Here is a 13,731-nt window from a genome sequence, read left to right as displayed (position 1 = left end):
GTATCAGATGAACAAGTTTGCTTTACTGCCACTGCTTACGGTGGCGGTACTTTTTATGCTGGTTGGCATTCCCGTATTGTTCGTTGCGCTACAGGCGATTTTCCCGAATTTGGGTGCAGGTTCCTTCGCGAACCCGTTCTCGGCCTTTGCAGACGTCTTCGCGCAGGCGCGCTTGTTCGCGTTGTTGAAAAATACGCTGCTGCTTGGGCTGGGTGTTGCTCTGTGCTGTGCGGTCATTGCTATTCCACTCGGTGCGTTACGCGGGCTCTTTGCGCTCCCGCTGGCAAGATTTTGGGATTTATTGTTTCTCATCCCATTCCTAATCCCGCCTTATATCGCCGGGCTGTCGTGGATGCTGGCGCTACAGCCACGAGGCTACGCGGAACAGCTATTGCCCATTCAACTCGGTGAGGTTCTGTTTTCACTGCCCGGCATGATTGGTGTCATGACGCTGAACATTTTCCCTGTCGTCTACTTCGCCGTTTCGCGCAGTATGGCCGCGAGCGGAAACCGTCTGGCGGATGTCGCTCGCGTTCACGGTGCCAGCGGCTGGCAGGCCTTCTTGCGAGTCACGCTGCCATTGTCGCTACCTGCGACAGCAGCCAGCCTGCTGCTTGCCTTCACGCTGGCGATCGAAGAGTACGGCATTCCCGCAGCACTGGGATCGCGTGCCGGTGTTCAGGTCCTGACGACAAATATCGAGCAACGTCTGGCGGACTGGCCTATTGACCTTTCCGGTTCAGCGGTGCTGTCTTTGCTATTAGTTGCAATCGCGCTCTGCGCATTTACCCTGCAGCGAGCGATTGTCGCCGGTAATAATGTGGAAACCACCACTGGAAAACCCGCCGCCATTGTTACTCGCCCATTAGGAGCCTGGCGCTGGCCGGTATTAGTGCTGTTTAGCACCGTCGGGCTGCTGGCCGTAGGGATTCCGCTAGCGTCCATGCTGATTACCGCGTTTTCTGCCACCATCTCCAGCGCGATTTCCTGGCAAAATTTAACCTGGCAGCACTTCACCATGTTGGTTGATTACGAAAACGAAGCGCTACCTGCGTTGACGACCAGCCTGGGGCTGGCGGTCGGCAGTGCGTTATTAACGGGAACGGTTGGCTTTCTCGCAGCGTGGTTTGTGGTCGCCAAGCGTATTCGGGGTGCGGCCGTGTTGGATGGGCTATCAATGCTACCCGCCGCGCTGCCGGGCATTGTTGTCGGAGTAGGGTTGATACTCGCCTGGAACCAAAGCTTCTGGCCGATCACGCCGTATAACACCTGGGTGATTTTGCTACTGTCATACAGTTGTCTGCTGCTGCCCTACCCCGTCCGCTACAGCAGTGCGGCGTTAGCGCAAATCGGCAGTAATCTGGAGTCAGCGGCGCGCGTTCACGGCGCTAGCGCAATGGCGGCATTACGATTGATCGTTTTCCCGCTGGTCTTCCCCAGCCTGCTGGCAGCGATGATGTTGGTTTTTGCTGTCGCGTCGCGCGAGCTGGTGACGTCACTCCTGCTATCGCCTGCTGGCGTACAAACGGTGTCTATTTTCGTTTGGCGTCAATTTGAACAAGGTTCCGTCGGGGATGGGATGGCGATGGCAAGCGTTGCGGTGTTTATCAGTCTATCGGTGATGTTGCTGGCGTTACGATTTCATGCGCTAAAAACAAAATAAGCGCCAGATCCGCTAGTGGAAATGACGCTTAATCCGTGCCGTTGAATGCTTCAAACTCGTGGCGTCAGTATGCACAACGTACTGGCGTCACTATTCACTACTACATTCACTTCACTACTACATTCACTTCACTACTACATTCACGACTACGCGCGCAGAGCGGTCAACGGTAACCTGGCGCAGTATTCTTAATAAAAATCGCAGGCGGCGGCTTCAGACTGCGCCATCCATACCGGCTTATCGCTGGTTTTCAGCCAGACGCGGTGTAAATAGCTGTAAAAACGTGCCCGATCGCGACGGAACAGCATCACCGGTAACGCCAGCACGCCGATGGCAACCACGGCAGCGCGACGCAGGAGAATACGGTGCAAGGGATAAGTAGTATAAAGCGACATAACGATCCTCCTCTGGGATAAGCGCCCTTGTTCAGCGGCGCTTTTCATAACGATAAAATAAGAACTGTGACATTGGTTAAAATTTTACCGCCTTTTCTGAAAGTTTACTACTCATCTGACCAGTAAAAGATGAAATAATCGCCAATTTTTTCGTCATCACGTTATTAAGTTACAGCGACGTTAAAAACAAACTCACCATTAGTTAATTTATGGTTTTAGATTGGATCACTTTATTCCCTTTCTTTAAGTACCAGCTTCTCCCCGCCTACAGCTTTACTGACGCCATAACGCCCTTATAGCCTCCACCGCCTACTTTTCAGTCCATTTTTATACTTTTTTTACGCCCGTAGACGGGAAATTTGCACCTTCTTTTCCTGCGTTTTCCTACCCTGACGCTGTCTATTTTGTTCTGGAGGTGTGTTGTGACGCTTAGCATCGTCTTAGGCGGCCTACTCGTGCTGCTGTTACTGGCCTATCTGGTTTATGCCTTGTTGAAGGCGGAGGAATTCTGATGGCCGCTGACGCTTTTCTACTGATCTTTGGTCTGCTACTTACCGTGCTGATCGTCGCTCAGCCGCTGGGCAGCGGGCTGGCCCGTCTGATTGAGGGCGAAACGGGTGCGCTCCTGCAAAAGTTTGAAGCGGGAACGGCGCGCCTTTTCGCTTTCGATACAACGGAGATGCGCTGGCAGCAGTATGCGGCGGCTATTCTGACGCTTAACCTGATCGGCATTGTCGTCTTGTTTATCCTGTTAATGGCGCAGGGGGTTCTGCCGCTTAACCCAGAAAATATGCCGGGGCTGTCGTGGCATTTGGCGTTAAATACGGCAATCAGCTTTGCCACCAACACCAACTGGCAGGCTTACAGCGGTGAAAACACGCTGAGCTACCTGAGCCAAATGGTTGGCTTAACGGTACAAAACTTCCTGTCCGCCGCCAGCGGCATTGCGGTGGCTTTCGCGTTAATCCGCGCCTTCTCCCGTCGCTGTGTCGACACGCTGGGCAACGCGTGGCTCGATCTGTTTCGTATCACGCTGTATGTGCTGCTGCCGCTGTCTCTGCTGCTGGCGCTGTTTTTTGTCAGCCAGGGCGTGTTGCAGAATCTGCTGCCTTACCAACATCTGACCACGTTGGACGGCGCAGCCCAAACGCTGCCGATGGGGCCGGTTGCCTCACAGGAAGCGATTAAACTGCTGGGCACCAACGGCGGTGGTTTCTTTGGTGCCAACTCGGCGCACCCGTTTGAAAACCCAACCGCGCTGAGCAACATCGTGCAAATGCTGGCGATCCTGTTAATTCCTATCGCGCTGTGCTTCGCCTTTGGCAAAGCCGTCAGCGACAAGCGTCAGGGCCACGCGCTGCTGTGGGCGATGGCGCTGATCTTTATCGTCGCCGCTGCCGTGGTGATGAAAATGGAGATCAACGGTAACCCGCATCTGCTGGCATTAGGCGCGGACAGCGCCGCAAATCTGGAAGGCAAAGAGACGCGTTTTGGCATTCTGACGTCCAGCCTGTATGCCGTTGTCACCACGGCCACCTCGACGGGCGCGGTAAACGCGATGCACGACTCCTTCACCGCCCTCGGCGGCATGGTTCCCATGTGGTTGATGCAGATTGGTGAAGTTGTTTTCGGCGGTGTCGGTTCTGGCCTGTACGGCATGCTGCTGTTCGTCCTTCTGACCGTCTTTATTGCTGGCCTGATGATTGGTCGCTCACCGGAATATCTGGGCAAAAAGATCGAAGTCTATGAGATGAAGATGACGGCGCTGGCGATTCTGATTCCGCCCGCACTGGTGCTGCTCGGCACCGCGCTGGCGCTGAGTACGGAAGCCGGACGCAGCGGCATTCTGAATCCCGGCGCACACGGCTTTAGCGAAGTGCTCTATGCCGTGTCCTCCGCCGCGAACAACAACGGCAGCGCATTTGCTGGCCTGAGCGTTAACACGCCGTTCTATAACGTTCTGCTCGCTGTCGCCATGCTGCTGGGCCGCTTTGCCGTCATGGTGCCCGTGCTGGCTATCGCCGGTTCGCTGGTTGTGAAAAAGCGCCAGCCGGAAAGCAAAGGCTCACTGTCCACTCGCAGTCCGCTGTTTATCGGCATGCTCATCGCCATCGTTCTGCTGATTGGCGCACTGACGTTTATCCCTGCACTGGCGTTAGGGCCAGTCGCTGAACATTTACAGTTCGGCCTGACTCACTAAGGCTGGAGACTTTTTATGACTCGTCACACGATGAATCATCAGGCAACACAGGAACCGATCTCTGCCCAGCAGAGCGAGGCTTCCCGCCACGTTGGCAAACGTAAACAGCAAGCGCTGTTTGACAGAACGTTGATCCACTCGGCGCTGAAAGATGCGCTGAAGAAACTCGATCCGCGCATACAGTGGCGCAACCCAGTCATGTTCGTGGTGTATCTCGGCAGTATGCTGACCACCCTCGTCTGGCTGGCTATTCTGACCGGTAAAACGGAAGGGAATGCCATGTTTACCGGGCTGGTATCACTCTGGCTGTGGTTTACCGTCCTGTTCGCCAACATGGCCGAAGCGCTGGCGGAAGGTCGCAGTAAAGCGCAAGCGAACGCGCTGAAAGGCGTCAAAAAAACCAGTTGGGCTAACAAGCTCGCTGCGCCACATCACGATGCCAGTTCGGAATCGGTGCCGGCCGATAGCCTGCGCAAAGGCGATATCGTGCTGGTGAGCGCGGGCGAAACCATTCCGTGCGACGGTGAGGTACTGGAAGGCGGTGCGTCCGTCGATGAAAGCGCCATCACTGGGGAGTCCGCGCCGGTGATCCGCGAGTCCGGCGGCGATTTCGCCTCCGTCACCGGCGGCACGCGAGTGCTGTCTGACTGGCTGGTGATTCAGTGCAGCGTCAATCCCGGCGAAACGTTCCTCGACCGGATGATTGCCATGGTCGAAGGGGCGCAGCGTCGGAAAACGCCGAACGAAATCGCGCTGACCATTCTGCTGATTGAGCTGACACTTATTTTCCTGCTGGTAACGGCCACGCTCTATCCGTTCTCATGGTTCGGCGTACAGGCAAATAACAGCGGCGATGTTGTCGGCGTGACCGTGCTTGTCGCCCTGCTGGTCTGCCTGATCCCCACCACCATCGGTGGCCTGCTGTCGGCTATCGGCGTGGCAGGGATGAGCCGAATGCTGGGGGCTAACGTAATTGCCACCAGCGGGCGTGCGGTCGAAGCGGCGGGCGATATTGACGTTCTGCTGTTGGATAAAACTGGCACCATTACGCTGGGCAACCGTCAGGCTTCGGCTTTCCTGCCCGCGCCGGGTGTGACCGAACAGGCGCTGGCTGACGCCGCGCGTCTTGCCTCCTTAGCCGATGGAACGCCCGAAGGCCGCAGCATTGTGGTGCTGGCGAAGCAGCGCTTTAATCTGGCAGATCAGGATCTCAGCTCACTGGACGCGACTTTTGTCCCCTTCACGGCTCAGACGCGCATGAGCGGTGTCAATGTTGGTCAGCGCACCATTCGTAAAGGTGCCGTCGATGCCCTGCGTCGCTACATTGAAGCAAACAACGGCGACTTCCCGCATCAGGTCGAAGAAGCGGTCTCCAACGTCGCACGCAGCGGAGGGACGCCGCTGGTTGTTGCGGAAGGCAAACGCGTGCTTGGCGTGGTGGAACTGAAAGATATCGTGAAAAGCGGCATCAAAGAACGCTTTGCCGAGCTGCGCAGTATGGGGATCAAAACCGTAATGATCACCGGCGACAACCCGCTCACGGCAGCCGCAATTGCCGCAGAAGCTGGCGTCGATGATTTTCTGGCAGAAGCAACGCCGGAAACCAAGCTGGCGCTGATTCGCCAATATCAGGCAGAAGGGCGGCTGGTGGCGATGACTGGTGACGGCACGAACGATGCGCCCGCGCTGGCGCAGGCCGATGTGGCGGTGGCCATGAACTCCGGCACGCAGGCAGCAAAAGAAGCAGGCAACATGGTTGATTTGGACTCCAACCCAACCAAGTTGATCGAAGTGGTACACATCGGTAAGCAGATGTTAATGACGCGCGGCTCGCTGACGACATTCAGTATCGCCAACGACGTGGCGAAGTATTTCGCCATTATCCCGGCCGCTTTTGCCGCCACCTATCCGCAGCTCAATGCGCTCAACGTGATGCAACTGCACTCCCCCACCTCGGCCATGCTGTCGGCGGTGATCTTCAATGCGCTGATTATCGTGTTTCTGATCCCGCTGGCGCTCAAAGGGATTCGCTATCGACCCATGAGCGCAGCGGCGCAGTTAAGCCGCAATCTGTGGATTTATGGTCTTGGCGGGCTGCTGGTGCCGTTCCTCGGTATCAAGCTGATTGATATGTTGCTGACTGGGCTGAATCTGGCTTAAGGACTGACGGGTATGCGCTATTTACGTTCTTCATTGTTTTTATTCTTATTATTACTGCTGTTAACCGGTCTAGCCTACCCGCTGCTGACAACGGTGCTAGCACAGTGGCTGTTCCCAACACAGGCAAACGGCTCACTGATTTACCGTGAGAATACCGCCGTGGGGTCATCCCTGATCGGGCAGTCATTCAGTCGGGCGGGCTATTTTCAGGGGCGTCCGTCCGCCACGTCAGATGCGCCTTATAACGCGCTGGCGTCCGGCGGTAGCAATCTGGCCGCCAGCAACCCGGCGCTGGACAAACAGATCGGTGAACGCGCCGCTCGCTGGCATCAGCTAGTTGGCAATCAGCAGCCGGTGCCAGCTGAACTGTTGACGGCATCCGGCAGCGGGCTGGATCCGCAGATATCCCCAGAAACCGCACGCTATCAGGCGCTCTACATTGCGCAGGCCAGAGGAATGTCGCTCCAACAGGTACAGCAACTGATCGATCGCTTTACCGAAACGAGTAAGCCCGAGTTCATTGGACAACCGGCGGTCAATGTCCTGCTGCTGAATTTGGCGCTGGATAAGGAAAAAGGCCTGCCTTAATCGACAGTGCGTTACTATTAATCATTATACGGGGAGCCAGACTCCCCGCCGTCTTTGCTGCGGCCTGACGACTGTTCAGGCCGCGCTAATAAGGGATAGAACATGATTGACGGTGAAGATCGTCGCCCGGATCCCGATAGTCTGCTGGCTCAGGTCGGTGCGCCACCGCGCGGCAAGCTGAAGATCTTTTTTGGTGCCTGCGCGGGCGTCGGGAAAACCTATGCCATGTTGCAGGAAGCTCAGCGGCTACGTGCTCAGGGGCTGGATATTCTTGTCGGCGTGGTCGAAACCCACGGCCGTAGCGAAACCGCTGCGCTGCTGGAGGGCTTGCCGCTGCTGCCACTCAAGCATTTTCGCCACCACGGCCGCCATACTGTCGAATTCGATCTGGATGCGGCACTGGCGCGCTGTCCGGCGCTGATTCTGATCGACGAACTGGCGCACAGTAACGTAAACGGCTCTCGCCACCCAAAACGCTGGCAGGACGTGCAGGAACTACTCGATGCTGGTATCGACGTCTTTACCACGGTGAACGTTCAGCATCTGGAAAGCCTGAACGATGTGGTCGGCGGCGTCACGGGGATTCGCGTACGGGAAACTGTACCGGATCCGATATTCGATCAAGCCAGCGAAGTCATTCTGGTGGACTTGCCGCCGGACGATCTGCGCCAGCGTCTGAATGAAGGCAAAGTGTATCTGCCGCTTCAGGCCGAGCGTGCCGTCGAGAATTTTTTCCGTAAAGGCAATTTGATCGCCCTGCGTGAGCTGGCGCTGCGGCGTATGGCGGATCGGGTTGACGATCAGATGCGCGCCATGCGTGCCGGAAAAGGACGCGAACAGGTTTGGCATACGCGCGATGCCATTCTGTTATGCATCGGCCACGGTACGGGTAATGAAAAGCTGGTGCGTACGGCGGCACGGCTGGCGGCACGGTTGGGTAGCGCCTGGCATGCCGTTTACGTCGAAACGCCGCGTCTGCACCGCTTGCCAGAACCGCAGCGGCGCGCCATCTTACGGGCGCTCAAGCTGGCGCAGGATTTAGGGGCAGAAACCGTTACGCTATCTGAACCCGACGAAGAGCTTGCCGTCCTGCGCTATGCGCGTGAGCACAACCTCGGCAAGATCGTTATTGGTCGCCACGTAGAGCAGCGCTTCGGTTGGTGGTGGCGCACGCGCTTTGCCGAACGGCTCGGCCGACTGGGGCCGGATCTCGATCTGGTCGTGGTGGCCGTGCAGGATGATGCGCCAGCCGCACCAATTAAAACGCCTGATGCGCGTGGGCTGGTAGAGAAATGGCGTATGCAGCTGTTTGGCTGCGGGCTCGCCACGCTGCTGTGCGCCTTCATCACCCTAGTCGCCTCGTGGTCGCCGTTTGCCATGCTGGAGCCGGTCAATCTGGTGATGATTTATCTGCTGGCCGTGGTGATCGTCGCACTTTTCTTTGGTCGCTGGCCGTCGGTGTTCGCCGCCGTCATCAACGTCGCCAGTTTTGATCTCTTCTTTATTCTGCCGCGCGGCACGCTTGCCGTGTCGGATGCGCAATATCTGGTCACCTTTGCCGTGATGCTCGGCGTCGGCCTGCTAGTCGGTAATCTGACCGCAGGCGTGCGCTATCAGGCCAGAGTCGCCCGCTATCGCGAGCAGCGCGTCCGCCATCTGTATGAGATGTCCAAGGCGCTGAACCGCAGCCTGTCCAGCGCCGATATTGTCGAAGCCAGCCAGCATTTTCTCAGTACGACGTTTCAGGCCAGAATCGCGGTTCTGCTCGCCGATAGCCTGCATCATACGTCTTCTGAACTCGCACAACCTGCGCGAGACGGCCAGCAGCTGATTGTCGATCGGGCTATCGCCCGCTGGAGCTTCGATCATCGCGCGCCGGCCGGAGCGGGAACGTCCACCCTGCCCGGCGTGTCGTATCAGATTCTGCCGCTCGCCACCACGCAGCAAATCTTCGGCGTGTTGGCAATCGAGCCCAATAACGCCCGCCAGTTGATGATCCCCGAACAGCAGCGGCTGCTGGAAACCTTTACCGTGCTGATCGCCAACGCGCTGGAGCGTCTGCATCTGATGCAAAGCACGGAAAATGCCCGACTGGATGCCGAACGTGAGCAGTTGCGTAACTCGCTGCTTGCCGCGCTTTCACACGATCTCCGCACACCGCTGACCGTCCTTTTTGGTCAGGCCGAGATTCTGACGTTGAATCTGGCAAGCGAAGGGTCGCCCTATGCTCAGCAGGCCAGCCAGATCCGCCAGCATATTTTAAACACCACGCGGCTGGTGAATAATCTGCTCGATATGGCGCGCATTCAGTCGGACGGCTTTAACCTGCGCAAAGAGTGGCAAACGCCGGAGGAACTCATCGGCAGTGCTTTGCAACAGTTGGAAAGCGCACTGGCGAAAAACACCATTCAGGTTAATCTACCTGATGAGATGGTTCTGGTTTATTGTGATGCGGGGCTAATGGAACGCGTGTTCATTAACCTGCTAGAGAATGCGCTGAAGTACGCCGGAGAGCAGGCCACCATCGCGATTTCGGCGAGCGTGATTCCCACAAACCTTATTGCAGAGAACACAGACTCGCAGCCCGCTGCGCAGGAAAATGCTTTGGAAATCATCGTGCAGGACAATGGCCCGGGGATTGAGCACGGCCAGGAAAGCATGATTTTTGATAAATTTTCCCGTGGTCACAAAGAGTCATCGATTCCCGGCGTGGGACTAGGGCTGGCGATCTGTCGGGCAATTGTGGAAATTCACGGCGGCCGTATCTGGGCAACGAATGCGGAAAGCGGCGGTGCAGCTTTCCATTTCACCCTACCGCTGTCAGCACCGCCAGATCTCGAACCGGAAGATATTGAGGAGCACTGAATCCATTGCAGGCCACTATTTTAATCGTTGAAGATGAAAAAGAGATCCGTCGTTTTGTTCGTCAGGCGCTGGAAGGCGAAGGCTGTCGCGTGTTTGACGCCGAAACGATACAGCGCGGCTTGCTGGAAGCGGCCACGCGTAAACCCGATCTGATTATTCTCGATTTGGGCCTGCCGGACGGCAACGGTATCGACTACATCCGCGATTTACGCCAGTGGAGCAGCCTGCCCGTGATTGTGCTGTCTGCCCGCACCGATGAGCAGGATAAAATAGACGCGCTGGATGCGGGTGCCGATGATTACCTGACCAAGCCATTTGGTATCGGCGAATTGCTGGCACGACTGCGCGTCGCACTGCGTCGCCACAGCAATACACAGCAGGAAACGCCGCTGGTGAACTTCGGTAATATTACCGTCGACTTACTCAATCGGCAGGTAACTCGTGACGGCCAGGAACTGCATCTGACGCCCATCGAATTTCGTTTGTTAGCCACACTCCTCGCCAACCCCGGCAAAGTGCTGACGCAACGTCAGCTCCTGACGCAGGTTTGGGGGCCGAACGCCGTCGAGCACAGCCACTACTTGCGCATTTATATGGGGCACCTACGCCAGAAGCTGGAAAGCGATCCAGCGAGACCGCGCCATCTCTTGACTGAAACCGCTATCGGCTATCGTTTTATGCCGTAAAATCACATTTCTGTATCAGGCAACGTCCGTGGAGAATCTCTCCTGCGGTACATGCCTGTCTTTTCTTCAGGAATATGCCGTCATGAGTAGTTGGTTAATTTACGCCTTGCTGTCTGCTGTGTGCGCCGCGATGGTCGCGATATTTGGCAAAATCGGTCTGCAAAACCTGGACGCCAATACGGCGACCGCGATTCGTGCCGTCATCATGGCACTTTTTCTGGTGGGAGTGGTGGTCGCACAGGGTAAGCTGGCGCTGGTCGGTGAGGTTGTCGCCAATAAGAAAGCGCTGTTGTTCATTGTGCTCAGCGGCGTCGCAGGTGCGCTGTCGTGGCTGTTTTACTTTGTGGCATTGAAGAACGGTAACGTCGCACAGGTCGCGCCGATCGATAAGCTCAGCGTGGTCTTCGCTGTCGTGCTGGCGGTCATACTGCTGGGAGAAAAAATTTCGCTGATGGCGGGAGCCGGCGTGGCGCTGATTTCCGTCGGAGCGCTGCTGGTCGCGTTGGGATAAAGGCGTTCTGCGTTTTCTGTCCGTACAAGATTAAAAAAGGCGCTGCAAGCAGCGCCTTTTCACTTATTTAGCTGTTGCCAGTACCGCACTGACAATCTCTACCGCTTCTTTCTCGATTCGCTCGCGGTGTTCCGCCCCGAGGAAACTTTCACAGTAGATCTTGTAGGCTTCTTCCGTACCGGAAGGACGCGCGGCAAACCAGCCGTTCTCCGTCATCACTTTCAGGCCACCAATTGATGCCCCGTTGCCCGGCGCAGCGGTCAGGCGTGCAGTAATCGGATCGCCCGCCAACGTGCTGGCTGATACCTGCTCAGGCGACAGCTTGGACAGCACGGCTTTTTGCGCATGCGTTGCGGATGCCTGAATACGGTTGTAGCTCGGCGCGCCAAAGCGCTGTGCCAGCTCATCATAGTGCTGCTGCGGGTTTTTACCCGTTACGGCCGTAATTTCCGCCGCCAGCAGACACAGAATGATGCCGTCTTTGTCCGTCGACCACGGCGTGCCGTCGAAACGCAGGAAAGATGCCCCTGCGCTCTCTTCACCGCCGAAGCCAAAGCTGCCGTCATACAGACCGTCAACGAACCATTTGAAGCCAACCGGTACTTCCACCAGCTTACGGCCCAAATCGGCTACCACACGGTCGATCATCGCACTGGAGACCAGCGTTTTGCCGACAGCAACAGACTGTCCCCACTGTGGACGATGCTGGAACAGATAGTTGATCGCCACCGCCAGATAGTGGTTCGGGTTCATCAGCCCGGAAGGCGTGACAATACCGTGGCGGTCATAGTCAGGATCGTTGGCAAACGCCAGATCGAATTTGTCACGCAACGCCAGCAGTCCAGCCATCGCAAATTCTGACGAGCAGTCCATACGGATCACACCGTCGTGATCCAGCGACATAAAGCGGAATGTCTGATCGACGGCATCGTTCACCAGCGTCAGATCCAGCTTGTAGTGCTCTGCGATACGCTGCCAGTAGGCAATACCGGAACCACCCAGCGGGTCAACGCCCAGCTTCAGACCGGCGCGTTGGATCGCTGCCATGTCCACCACGCTAGCCAGCCCTTCGACATAAGCCTGAACCAGATCCTGTTCATGGACGTGTCCGCTGTTCAATGCCTGATCCAGCGTAATTCGCTTCACGTCACGCAGTTCATCCGCCAGCAGCGCGTTTGCACGCGTCTCAATCACGCTGGTAAGGTTGGTATCTGCCGGACCACCGTTCGGCGGATTATATTTAATGCCGCCATCTTCCGGCGGGTTGTGGGACGGCGTAATCACAATACCGTCCGCCAGCGCGCCGCCCTGACGATTGTGCACCAGAATCGCGTTAGACACCGCAGGCGTTGGGGTAAAGCCATTATCCAACTGCACGATCACATCCACGCCGTTGGCAGCCAGCACCTCAAGCACGGAGATAAACGCCGGCTCGGAGAGCGCGTGCGTATCTTTACCGACATAGCACGGGCCGCTGATGCCTTGCTTTTTACGCTCTTCAGCAATCGCCTGCGCAATCGCCAGAATGTGCGGTTCATTAAAGCTATGACGCCCCGCGCTACCGCGATGGCCAGACGTACCAAATTTCACCGCGTGTGCTGTGTTGCCGACTTCCGGGCGCAGCACATAATATTGTGACGTTAACTGTGCCACATTAATCAAATCGCTCTGCTGGGCAGGCTGTCCGGCCCTTGGGTGATTAGCCATTGGGCTTCTCCCTAACGCTGTAGTTAGATAAGTGGTTAATATATCCGTCATACTTCAAGCTGCTTGTGCGTTGGCTTCCCTTACTCACCCCAGTCACTTACTTATGTAAGCTCCTGGAGACTCGTGCGGTTGCCGCCTTCACGCAACTCGAATTATTTAGGGTATAGATAAATAATTAGATGGTGCCGCACACTTTTTCTGTCAGTTCCGCAGGGAACTGCATCGTCAGCATGATGTGCTCAACCATGCTGCGCTTACGACCGGTATTCGTGTTGGTGATCACCCAGTATGGCGTGCCCGGAATATGTTTGGGCTTGGTGTGTGTGCCATGCTGAAGCAACGTTTGCTGGTCGCCCGCGAAATAGACGCGTGTACGGCCATGCAGAGATTCTGTCGCGGCAGCAAATTCCTGCGGCGATAAGGTATACAGCGTGGACAGAACCAGCATAAAGCGGTTGATAGCTTTATTCTGTTCAGCGTATTCATCCGACAGCAGCAGCTCACGCAGCGTTCGTACCCGATCGCGCGGGCTCGGTGCAGCGGCAGGCTGAGACGTCGTCGTCGTTGCAACAGCCGCTACCGCGGGCGTAGTGACAGGCTGCCCAGCGGTAAATTTCAGCATGCGCCGTAAAATATCTGATGCGCTCTCACCAATATGCTGTGTGTGGCTGGCAATATAACGATAAAGCTCTTCGTCGACTTCAATAGTTTTCATCTTTATCCAGTGCTGTTTTTACCCATTATCATGCAAATTACAGAGCCGTTTCCCTTCTGTAACCCGGTATCTATGGGTAGATGACTCAAATCAAAAGGATTATACAGGCGTTCAAACATTATCGAACAGCGGCATAGTGGGACAATAGCAAAAGTCAGACTATGCCCCAATGCCTTTCACATCTATTCAAGTGACTATACGAGTCCCTTCGGTGACAACATTGATTCTAAAGTCATGATAC

11 protein-coding genes are annotated in these 13,731 nt (G+C 56.2%); 8 read left to right on the top strand and 3 right to left on the bottom strand.

Annotated features, from left to right (window positions below):
* The first annotated feature begins 7 nt into the window (after nucleotides 1-7).
* Nucleotides 8-1,663, top strand: coding sequence for an iron ABC transporter permease (locus HP572_RS03845; RefSeq protein WP_240584815.1), 1,656 nt, complete (start codon nucleotides 8-10; stop codon nucleotides 1,661-1,663).
* A gap of 188 nt (nucleotides 1,664-1,851) precedes the next feature.
* On the opposite strand, the gene HP572_RS03840 is transcribed toward HP572_RS03845, so the two are convergent.
* Nucleotides 1,852-2,058, bottom strand: coding sequence for a YbfA family protein (locus HP572_RS03840; protein ID WP_010299142.1), 207 nt, complete (start codon nucleotides 2,056-2,058; stop codon nucleotides 1,852-1,854).
* Between the two features lie 422 nt (nucleotides 2,059-2,480).
* Between HP572_RS03840 and kdpF the strand changes: the two genes are divergently transcribed.
* The 7 genes from kdpF (at nucleotide 2,481) to HP572_RS03805 (ending at nucleotide 11,068) form a co-directional block, all read left to right on the top strand.
* Nucleotides 2,481-2,570 carry a K(+)-transporting ATPase subunit F gene (kdpF, locus tag HP572_RS03835; protein WP_039290783.1) on the top strand — a complete coding sequence of 30 codons (90 nt, stop codon included), beginning with the start codon at nucleotides 2,481-2,483 and terminating at the stop codon, nucleotides 2,568-2,570.
* A complete protein-coding gene (gene kdpA / locus HP572_RS03830) occupies nucleotides 2,570-4,258 on the top strand; it encodes a potassium-transporting ATPase subunit KdpA (protein ID WP_240584814.1) in 1,689 nt (562 codons plus the stop codon). Before kdpF ends, kdpA begins: the two co-directional genes overlap by 1 nt.
* 15 nt (nucleotides 4,259-4,273) lie before the next feature.
* The gene (gene kdpB / locus HP572_RS03825; protein ID WP_240584813.1) at nucleotides 4,274-6,418 is read left to right on the top strand and encodes a potassium-transporting ATPase subunit KdpB; all 2,145 of its coding nucleotides are present in this window, start codon (nucleotides 4,274-4,276) and stop codon (nucleotides 6,416-6,418) included.
* Between the two features lie 12 nt (nucleotides 6,419-6,430).
* Nucleotides 6,431-7,006, top strand: coding sequence for a potassium-transporting ATPase subunit KdpC (kdpC, locus tag HP572_RS03820; protein ID WP_240584812.1), 576 nt, complete (start codon nucleotides 6,431-6,433; stop codon nucleotides 7,004-7,006).
* A gap of 102 nt (nucleotides 7,007-7,108) precedes the next feature.
* Nucleotides 7,109-9,871 carry a two-component system sensor histidine kinase KdpD gene (kdpD, locus tag HP572_RS03815; protein WP_240584811.1) on the top strand — a complete coding sequence of 921 codons (2,763 nt, stop codon included), beginning with the start codon at nucleotides 7,109-7,111 and terminating at the stop codon, nucleotides 9,869-9,871.
* 5 nt (nucleotides 9,872-9,876) lie between these two features.
* Nucleotides 9,877-10,557 carry a two-component system response regulator KdpE gene (kdpE, locus tag HP572_RS03810; protein ID WP_240584810.1) on the top strand — a complete coding sequence of 227 codons (681 nt, stop codon included), beginning with the start codon at nucleotides 9,877-9,879 and terminating at the stop codon, nucleotides 10,555-10,557.
* An 82-nt stretch (nucleotides 10,558-10,639) separates the two neighbouring features.
* Nucleotides 10,640-11,068 carry an EamA family transporter gene (locus HP572_RS03805; protein ID WP_010309405.1) on the top strand — a complete coding sequence of 143 codons (429 nt, stop codon included), beginning with the start codon at nucleotides 10,640-10,642 and terminating at the stop codon, nucleotides 11,066-11,068.
* A gap of 63 nt (nucleotides 11,069-11,131) precedes the next feature.
* On the opposite strand, the gene pgm is transcribed toward HP572_RS03805, so the two are convergent.
* Nucleotides 11,132-12,775: a phosphoglucomutase (alpha-D-glucose-1,6-bisphosphate-dependent) gene (gene pgm, locus HP572_RS03800; protein WP_039319251.1), complete on the bottom strand. Its 1,644-nt coding sequence runs from the start codon at nucleotides 12,773-12,775 to the stop codon at nucleotides 11,132-11,134.
* Nucleotides 12,776-12,950: 175 nt separating this feature from the next.
* Entirely contained in the window at nucleotides 12,951-13,490 is a 540-nt protein-coding gene (seqA, locus tag HP572_RS03795) for a replication initiation negative regulator SeqA (RefSeq protein ID WP_039472538.1), read from the bottom strand.
* Nucleotides 13,491-13,731: the final 241 nt, after the last annotated feature.

It is taken from the genome of Pectobacterium sp. PL64 (assembly GCF_022477975.1).
Taxonomy (GTDB): Bacteria; Pseudomonadota; Gammaproteobacteria; order Enterobacterales; family Enterobacteriaceae; genus Pectobacterium; species Pectobacterium jejuense.
This window is presented reverse-complemented; position numbering and strand designations above follow the sequence as displayed.

What these genes read in the sequence shown, in the direction of transcription:
- HP572_RS03845 (WP_240584815.1), top strand. Translation starts at nt 8, where the DNA reads ATGAACAAGTTTGCTTTACTGCCACTGCTTACGGTGGCGGTACTTTTT.
- HP572_RS03840 (WP_010299142.1), bottom strand. Translation starts at nt 2,058, where the DNA reads ATGTCGCTTTATACTACTTATCCCTTGCACCGTATTCTCCTGCGTCGC.
- kdpA (WP_240584814.1), top strand. Translation starts at nt 2,570, where the DNA reads ATGGCCGCTGACGCTTTTCTACTGATCTTTGGTCTGCTACTTACCGTG.
- kdpB (WP_240584813.1), top strand. Translation starts at nt 4,274, where the DNA reads ATGACTCGTCACACGATGAATCATCAGGCAACACAGGAACCGATCTCT.
- kdpC (WP_240584812.1), top strand. Translation starts at nt 6,431, where the DNA reads ATGCGCTATTTACGTTCTTCATTGTTTTTATTCTTATTATTACTGCTG.
- kdpD (WP_240584811.1), top strand. Translation starts at nt 7,109, where the DNA reads ATGATTGACGGTGAAGATCGTCGCCCGGATCCCGATAGTCTGCTGGCT.
- HP572_RS03805 (WP_010309405.1), top strand. Translation starts at nt 10,640, where the DNA reads ATGAGTAGTTGGTTAATTTACGCCTTGCTGTCTGCTGTGTGCGCCGCG.
- pgm (WP_039319251.1), bottom strand. Translation starts at nt 12,775, where the DNA reads ATGGCTAATCACCCAAGGGCCGGACAGCCTGCCCAGCAGAGCGATTTG.
- seqA (WP_039472538.1), bottom strand. Translation starts at nt 13,490, where the DNA reads ATGAAAACTATTGAAGTCGACGAAGAGCTTTATCGTTATATTGCCAGC.